We start from the raw sequence: 8002 nt of genomic DNA, 5'->3' as shown, positions 1-8002 counted from the left end.
AAATTATTTTCAGAAATGTTTTACACTTTAATGTCTACTGCATCATTTATGATTTCTGCAAATTCAATTATGAGTATGCTAATGGGATTTGGGGATTCTGAATCAATTCTCATAGTTTCAATGATGGGTACAGGGGCAGGAATGGCAGTTTTTGTGGCAATGATGTTTTTCATGTTTCCAAGAGATGTGTTAGCACATACAGATGATGCAATTGAGAAAAAATTTCGAATGAAAATGTACATTGGAATATTTGGAACGGTTGGAGTTTCAGCAGTTCTTTTATTGACTAATATGTTGCCTCCCATTCTTGCTATAGGACTAGGAGGAATTCCATTACTATACCCAGGGATAATTGCAAAAAAGCAAGAATCTAAAATTGCCACATATACAGAATGGTATCCAACATTTATCCTCCATTTCGGACAATTGTTATCCACAGTAGGTTCCATGGGGCAAGCACTTCAGGCAGTGATGAGAAGTAATTTTGGTACAATTCAAATATTCATTGATGGGTTAAAAAATAGGATTAAAAATAGAATAGACCAGACCATATGTTTTCAATTATTCTCAATAGAAGCTGGTCACCACATTATAGCAAATGGAAATGATATTGTTTCAACATCAATATACAAAGGTGCAGATATGAATCTGGTAGGAAACGTAGTTGCAGACATTACAAAAAAGATAAGTGAGTTAAGAGGAAAACGAGCTCAAAACGCATCCACATTTCAATTAGTCGTGGTAATTTTACACGTATTATCTCTATCAATTTTCGGATTAATGAATAAGCTCACTGAATTATTCAATGACTTATCAGAAGGAGATCTTTCAAATGCTGCATTTGAACTAAGTCCTATTGATCCAGTCCTTATGAGTATGCTTATGCCTGTTTTACTCATAATGACATCAATTATCAGCGGATTTGCAATTAAGATTATTCAAGGAGGATTATACAAAACAGTATTTTTCCATATTGGCATATTACTTGTAGTTGGAGGAATCTCAATGTTTGCAATAAATGAATTTATGGCAGACTTTTTAGATAGCATAATTTTCACAGCTCCAGTCCCAGGAGTATAAAATTATTTTTAATATAAATTAAAACCAAATCATTTGTCTGCAATGATCAAACAAATCATTATCTAGAAAATTTCAGATATGAATGTATGACATCACAATCCATTGAAATTATAGATGATGAACAAACAAAATCAACTGAAATTAAGTCCTCAAAGGATGAAAAAATTACATCAAAGGTTTTAAGAACATTTGATGAGGCTGTAATTGCTTCTCAGCAGTTGAGTGACACAGTAATAGAATTAGAATCTGCAACAAAAAGTCAAACAAGTGGGATTGAAGAAGTATCACAATCATTACAATCTATTGCATCTGCAATTCAAGGAGTTGCATCAAATGCTAATAAAGCAATGAATATGATGAAAGAATCCGAAAAAATTTCACAAACAATCAGTGCTGATGCAGAAAAAGGAATGAGTAAAATGGATAGTATGAAATCAATTGTTTCAGAATCATCAAAAGATGTTCAAAAATTAACTTTTGAACTTGCTAAAGTAGATAACATGACTGCATTTATCACCCAAATTGCAGAACAGACAAACTTATTGGCACTTAATGCCGCAATAGAGGCAGCTAGGGCAGGAGATGTTGGCAGGGGATTTGCAGTAGTTGCAGATGAAGTAAGAAGATTAGCAGAAAATTCTAAAAAAGGAGCAGAGGATATTTCAGAATTAATATCTTCATTAAAAAATTCATCAGATAAAACAACAGACAGTATTCAAAAAGGAAATAGTGTAGTTCAAGATGCACATGGAGTAATCACAAATATCTTAGTATCAATAAAAAATATCTCAACGTCAATGACACTAGTTGTAGATCAAATGCAAGAAATTTCAGCAGCAACAGAACAAGTATCAAGTGGCACAGAAGAAGCTACTGCTGCAAGTGAAGAAGTCCTATCAGTTGCACAAACAAATCTAAGTAGTTTTGCAGATATTGCACAAGCACAAGAAAAAGAAACAAAAATTCTAAAAGATGCAAATTATTCAGCTAGAGTACTAGCAGAAATTACAGATGTCATAGATATGTCAACGATCATATCTACAACAGATGCAGATGGATTAAGTAAGTACATGAATAAATTCTTTTTAGACATCACAAAAATGCCAAAAGAAAAACTGAAAGGTGAAATGCACAGAATATTCAAATTAGATTGGCATGATAAAGTATTTGAAGACAAATTATGGAAGAAAATTTCTACTGGAAAAACATTTCATGGATACATAAGAAATATAGCAGCAGACAATAATGCATATTGGCTTAAAACAACAATCAGTCCAACATTTGATGAAAATAATAAAATCAAAGGTTATGTTTGCATTGGAATGCCAATTACTGAATTGATGCAAATGACAGGTTTGGAAGGAGCTTGTAAAGACATCGAAAGTGGTAAGAATTCAAATCCAATATTCAAAGGAATAATTAAAAAATTAAAAGAAGGGAGTTTTTGATGTCAGAAAATGAAATATCTAATGAAATGATACAAGTTGTGACATTTGCAATTACTGAAGAGTCTACAAAAAAAGGAAATTATGCCATACCAATCCAACATGTAAAAGAAATCAAAACATTAGGACCAATCACAAATATACCAAAATCAAAATCATATGTAAAAGGAGTAATGAATCTAAGAGGTAAAATCATACCAGTAATTAGCGTAAATGAAAAACTTGGAATATATGAGAGTAATAAGGATCACTCTAAACAAAGAATTCTAGTTACAGACATCGATAATGTTCTAACAGGGTTATTAGTGGATGAAGTAAACGAAGTCCTAAGAATAGATAAAAAAGATATCGAAATTGCCCCTCTGGAAGCATTTGAGGATAGTAGATATATCAACGGTATAGCAAAAGTAAATGAAAAATTATATGTTATTATAGATATTCCCAAATTCCTAGGAGGAAATGAGGATGAATCATTACCAGAAAATATTTCATCAGAACAAAGTATAGAAAATGAAAAAGAAGAAAGTATTCCAGAAATTGAAGAAATGATTAAACAAGAGATACATAATTAGGTAAAGGAAAATAATTATGTTTTTAAATATATTTCAATATAAAATTTAGATGTTGTAAATGAGAATACATTAAATTCAAAATAAAATTATCATAAAATACAATATCAGGAAAAATAGAGTCTGTTCGGCTCAAACATACATCACGTTATTATAACTTTTTAAGATTTAAAAATAATGAACTATTACCGTAATAATTACTTAATTTTTTACAAGGAAGCGTGAGTCATATTGTCAAGCCAGCAGCTAAAATCGATCAACGTAGGTATCATTAACGATTCAAATCTTATGAGAAAATACATATCAGATTTGATTTCAGGGGATGGAATACAAATTAGTCTAACAGCAACTGATGGAGAAAATGCATTAGAAAAAATTATTAGAAAAAAACCAGATGTAATTTTATTAGATTTAGAAATGCCAAAAATGGATGGATTGACTTTTATTGAAGAAATAACCAAACGTGGAATTTTAATTCCAATAATTGTAGTTAGTAATTTTTCACATGAAGGATCAAAGATGGTTTTAGATGCATTAGAAAATGGAGCAGTAGATTTTGTAACAATTAATCAAACATATGAAAATAAAAAAGATCTTCAAAAGGAATTAATTTCAAAAATAAAAATTGCTTCAAAGTCAGATCCAATACATCTAATTACAAATAAAATTAATTCATTAAAACCAAATAAAAAAAGAATTCCAGGTACAGATTCATCTGAGAGGTTAATTATCATTGGGGCATCAACTGGAGGTCCAGGAACAATTCAAAAAATATTAGCGAAATTACCAGAAGAAATTCCGGCAGGAATTTTAGTTGTTCAACATATGCCCAAAGAATTTACAAATCATTTTGCTCACAGATTATCTGAAAATACAGGATTTGTAGTCAAAGAAGCAAAGGAAGGAGACACCATCAGAGATCATGAAATTCTCTTAGCCCCAGGAGACTATCACATGATAGTAGAATCAAATAAGAAAATTCATCTAGATTCAAGTGAAAAAAGATTTGGTGTAAGACCAGCTGTAAATATGACAATGGTTTCAGCATCTGAAGTTTTTGGAACAAACTTGATAGGAGTAATTCTTACTGGAATGGGACACGATGGTGGATTTGGAATGAAATCAATTAAAAAAAGAGGAGGACATACAATTGTTCAGAATAAAGAAACCAGTATTATTTTTGGAATGCCAAAAGCAGTAATCGATCTAAATGCAGCAGATCACATATTGGGAATAGATGAGATTCCTACAAAAATTTTTGAAGAGGTGCAGAATCTTACCAGATAATAATTATCGAGAGATGTATGTCTCAGAAGCAATAGAGCATATTGAATTGATGAATCAGACATTATTACAATTAGAAGATAGTCCTACAAACAGATCATTTTTAGATCAGATATTTCGTTCAGCTCATACCATTAAAGGAATGGCATCGACTATGGAATATAGTGAAACAAGTGAATTATGTAAAAATATTGAAAATATTTTTGATGAGATAAGAAAAGGCGAAAAACAACTAACACATAATCTGACAAGTGCCCTTTTTGTTTGTATTGATCTATTACAACAAATGATATCAGATGAAAAACTAAAAATAGATTTAAAACCATATTTAAAAAAATTAGAATCTCCTGATGAAGATGTTAAAAATGTTATAATGCAAGAAGGAATGAAAAAAAATACACCTTCAACAATTAGAGTTAAAATGTCAGATATGGATTCCATTGTAGATTTAGTAGGAGAGTTATTAACATCTAAAATGCAATTACAACAAACATTAAAAGATAAAAAATATAATGATTTGAAACAAGTATCAGTACAGATAGATCGTTTAGTTACAGATTTACAATACCATGCAATGAAGATCAGACTTGTTCCAATAAATCAAATTTTTGATAGATGTAACAGAACAGTACGTGATACATCACAAAAACTTGGAAAGAAGGTTAATTTGAATATGGATGGATCGGGAATTGAATTAGATAGAAATATTCTAGATTCAATAACAGACCCACTACTGCATATTTTAAGAAATTGTGTAGATCATGGCTTAGAATCTTCTGAAGACAGAACACAGTGCGGAAAATCAGAAACAGGGAACATAAATGTAATAGTTGAAAGAAAAGGAGAAAATGTTCTAATCACCATAGATGATGATGGAAAAGGAATTGATGTCGATAAAGTCAAAGAAAAAGCTGTAGATTCAGGAATAATAACTTTAGAGGAATCAAGTTCAATGTCAGATGAAGATGCAGTACAATTAATTGGAGCCCCAGGATTATCTACTGCAAAAAAAGTTACCGACATATCAGGACGAGGTGTTGGAATGGATGTTGTAATTTCTCAAATCGAAGCAGCCAACGGCACTGTAAAGATCACTAGTCAAAAAAATAAAGGAACACAAATTGTATTATCTTTACCTCTCAGTCTCTCAATAATTAGAGGACTTCTTGTAAATATATCAGGGGAAAGATTTGCCATACCACTTTCAAATATAATTACCACAGTGAAAATTAAAAATGAAGAAATATCCATACTGCATAATACTGAATTTATAAAACATGAAGAAAGCATTATTCCTTTGATTCGTCTAGACAATTTTTTAGAAATAAAAAAAGATAAAGAAAATTTAAATGAAGATTTGACTGTGATTATTATTGAAAATAATGGAAAGAAATATGGATTTTTAGTTGATGAATTTGAACGGAATCAAGAGATAGTTATAAAAAAATTGAATGAAAATGAATCATCGGATTTGTTTTCAAATGCAACTATTCTTCCAGATGGGAAGATAGCTTTAGTTATTGATCCATCAGCGATAATCAATTAGGAGATAATGATGTACTTAGAAAACTATGAAATTCAAAAATTAGTAGGAACCGTTGAAGAATTTATTACAGAAAAAACATGTTCTGCATTGTGTACATTATTAAATGAACCAATTTCCCATAAAATTTCAATTCAAGAAAATAAAAAATCATATAAAACAGATGTTTCTTTTTCATCCAATGAAATTAAACTTTGTTCTGTAAGATTAAATGGTAAAGGAGATTTACACATTGAATTACTTTATACTATAAAATTAGAACATGCATTAAATATTGCATCAAAACTATTAGGATCAAAAATCAATAAATTAGATGAAATGGGAATGTCTGCATTACAAGAAGTTGCAAATATTTTGACAGGTTCATTTTTCAATGCATTATCTGAAAATACAGGATATAGAATTGATCTATCTACACCATCATTCAAAGAAGGAAAATTAGATGACTTGATCAAAGAACCTACAAAAGATGTCGACAGTTGCCCTGATGATGTAGTTATTACAGACATAAGTTTGTGTGGAGAAAATACAAAAACCGAAATTCATATGATAATGATTCAACATCCAGAACATGCAAAAAAACTAATTTCATCTAATAATGAAATATTAAATGTAAAAAAATACTATACTGAGTTAAATACAAATTTGTTAGGAGGAAAAAATGATTCTATTGATGAATTAATAGAAGGTTATAATTCTACGGAAAAAACTTCAGGAGAACAATGATGATTGAATCTAAATCAATTTCACACATAGAGAAAATCATTGTAGAGATTAAGAAAAAAACAGGCAAAGACATACAAAATTTCAAACCTGTGTTCATAGAAAGACGAGCGCAATTCAGAATGAGAGACCTAAACATTTCAGATTGGAATGAATATATTAAATTATTTTCCACTTCAAATGAAGCCGAATTATTATATTCATCTTTTTCAATAAATGTAACAAAATTTTTTAGAGATCCTCAAATATGGGAGAAATTAGAATCAGAAACAATACCTAGTTTAATAAAGAAATCAAAATCATATTCATTTAAAGCTTGGAGCTGTGGTTGTGCTTCGGGGGAAGAATCAAACAGTATTTCAATATTACTTAAAGAATCATCTAAAGCACAAAATCATAACTATCAAGTTTATGCAAATGACATAAATCAAAATGCATTAACTCGTGCACAAAAAGCCATATATCGAAATGCAAATTTGATAAACGTTAAGAATCAATTATTAGACAAGTACTTTGAAAAAATATCAGAAGAAGATTATCTAGTTAAACATGAGATAACCAGTAAGATCGAATATGAGAATATTGAATTGATGAAAAATTCTAGGAAATTTTTTGATATTATTTTCTGTAGGAATGTTTTGATTTATCATGATAAAAAATCACATGATAGTATTTACAAGAAATTCGCAGAGGCGTTAAAAGATGGCGGGATTTTGGTTTTAGGTCAAGATGAATCTATGATTGGAACTAATGGGAATAATTTCTTCAAATTATTATATCCTAAAGAAAGAATTTATCAAAAAATATAGATGTAAATTTATTAAACTAGATGGATTTTTTAATATTATTACTAATGTTTGTATGTACTAAACAAACTCTGAGATATTAATACAAGTATGAAGATAATATATGAAAACATTGAGAAGAAGAATTAACAATAAGCATTTGGAATTTGTGGGGGATTTTTAGAATGGGTGGTGGAGTTAAAGTCTTAATTGCAGATGATGCATCATTTATGAGAACTGTTTTAAAAGACATTTTAAAATCAAACGGGCTTGCAACAGATATTGTTGAAGCGCCAGATGGGGTGGAAGCTGTTCGACAATATATTAATCACAAACCAGATTTAGTCACAATGGATGTAAACATGCCAAAGGCAGATGGAATTCAGGCATTAAAAGGAATAATGAAAGTAAATCCAAATGCTCGTGTAATAATGGTGACATCTGTTGAACAAAAACATATTGTTCAAGATGCAATGAAATCAGGTGCAAGAGATTACATAATAAAACCATTTGAGAGAGGAAATGTGGGATTAGTATTCAATAAAGTATTACGTACAAAATAAAAAACTCAAG

8 protein-coding genes are annotated in these 8002 nt (G+C 29.9%); all 8 read left to right on the top strand.

What is annotated here, in order from left to right; genetic code table 11:
* Positions 1–1080 (top strand): flagellar assembly protein FlaJ (locus ACW9W3_RS00725; RefSeq protein WP_457764263.1); only part of this gene is annotated, 1080 nt, incomplete at its 5' end.
* A gap of 86 nt (positions 1081–1166) precedes the next feature.
* Positions 1167–2528 carry a methyl-accepting chemotaxis protein gene (locus ACW9W3_RS00720; RefSeq protein WP_457764262.1) on the top strand — a complete coding sequence of 454 codons (1362 nt, stop codon included), beginning with the start codon at positions 1167–1169 and terminating at the stop codon, positions 2526–2528.
* On the top strand, positions 2528–3097 hold the full coding sequence (locus tag ACW9W3_RS00715; protein ID WP_457764261.1) for a chemotaxis protein CheW: 570 nt from the start codon (positions 2528–2530) through the stop codon (positions 3095–3097). Before ACW9W3_RS00720 ends, ACW9W3_RS00715 begins: the two co-directional genes overlap by 1 nt.
* Before the next feature lie 228 nt (positions 3098–3325).
* Positions 3326–4381, top strand: a complete 1056-nt coding sequence (gene cheB / locus ACW9W3_RS00710) for a chemotaxis-specific protein-glutamate methyltransferase CheB (protein WP_457764260.1) — start codon at positions 3326–3328, stop codon at positions 4379–4381.
* Complete coding sequence (locus ACW9W3_RS00705; protein ID WP_457764259.1) at positions 4353–5924, top strand: chemotaxis protein CheA; 1572 nt, start codon at positions 4353–4355, stop codon at positions 5922–5924. Before cheB ends, ACW9W3_RS00705 begins: the two co-directional genes overlap by 29 nt.
* Positions 5925–5933: 9 nt before the next feature.
* Positions 5934–6647, top strand: a complete 714-nt coding sequence (locus tag ACW9W3_RS00700) for a chemotaxis protein CheC (protein WP_457764258.1) — start codon at positions 5934–5936, stop codon at positions 6645–6647.
* A complete protein-coding gene (locus ACW9W3_RS00695) occupies positions 6647–7453 on the top strand; it encodes a CheR family methyltransferase (RefSeq protein ID WP_457764257.1) in 807 nt (268 codons plus the stop codon). The genes ACW9W3_RS00700 and ACW9W3_RS00695 overlap by 1 nt, the downstream gene beginning before the upstream one ends.
* A 161-nt stretch (positions 7454–7614) precedes the next feature.
* Entirely contained in the window at positions 7615–7992 is a 378-nt protein-coding gene (locus ACW9W3_RS00690; protein WP_457764256.1) for a response regulator, read from the top strand.
* The last annotated feature ends 10 nt before the right edge of the window (positions 7993–8002 follow it).

The organism is Candidatus Nitrosopumilus sp. bin_68KS (assembly GCF_054095825.1).
This window is presented reverse-complemented; position numbering and strand designations above follow the sequence as displayed.

What these genes read in the sequence shown, in the direction of transcription:
- ACW9W3_RS00690 (WP_457764256.1), top strand. Translation starts at nt 7,615, where the DNA reads ATGGGTGGTGGAGTTAAAGTCTTAATTGCAGATGATGCATCATTTATG.
- ACW9W3_RS00695 (WP_457764257.1), top strand. Translation starts at nt 6,647, where the DNA reads ATGATTGAATCTAAATCAATTTCACACATAGAGAAAATCATTGTAGAG.
- ACW9W3_RS00700 (WP_457764258.1), top strand. Translation starts at nt 5,934, where the DNA reads ATGTACTTAGAAAACTATGAAATTCAAAAATTAGTAGGAACCGTTGAA.
- ACW9W3_RS00720 (WP_457764262.1), top strand. Translation starts at nt 1,167, where the DNA reads ATGACATCACAATCCATTGAAATTATAGATGATGAACAAACAAAATCA.
- ACW9W3_RS00715 (WP_457764261.1), top strand. Translation starts at nt 2,528, where the DNA reads ATGTCAGAAAATGAAATATCTAATGAAATGATACAAGTTGTGACATTT.